This is a genomic window from Vreelandella aquamarina (assembly GCF_020075495.1).
GTDB classification, from domain to species: domain Bacteria; phylum Pseudomonadota; class Gammaproteobacteria; order Pseudomonadales; family Halomonadaceae; genus Vreelandella; species Vreelandella aquamarina_A.
Genome location: NZ_JABYQT010000051.1, coordinates 1 through 273, shown reverse-complemented (window position 1 = coordinate 273; position 273 = coordinate 1). Strand labels below are relative to the sequence as shown.

Genomic DNA, 273 nt, shown 5'->3' with positions numbered 1-273 from the left:
GCACGTTGACGATATCGCCCCGGCGCACGTGGGTTAAAAGGCTCCCGATGGTCGCCTGCTGGGGGGAGATGGCGATATCGATCTCGCCGCCCTGAACCAGGTCCACGTAGGCGGCGTTGTTGATCAGCGTGAGTACCTTCTTGGCACCGAGCCGCTTGGCCAGCAGCGACGACATGATGTTGACCTCGTCGTCGTTGGTCAGCGCGCAGAAGATATCGCACTCCTCGATGTTCTCCTCTTCGAGCAGCCGCTTGCTGGTGGCGCTGCCGTGAA

1 protein-coding gene is annotated in these 273 nt (G+C 61.5%); it reads right to left on the bottom strand.

Annotated elements, in window-relative coordinates:
• On the bottom strand, positions 1–273 hold a 273-nt coding region (locus tag HW452_RS17430; RefSeq protein WP_224107350.1), incomplete at both ends, for an NAD-binding protein.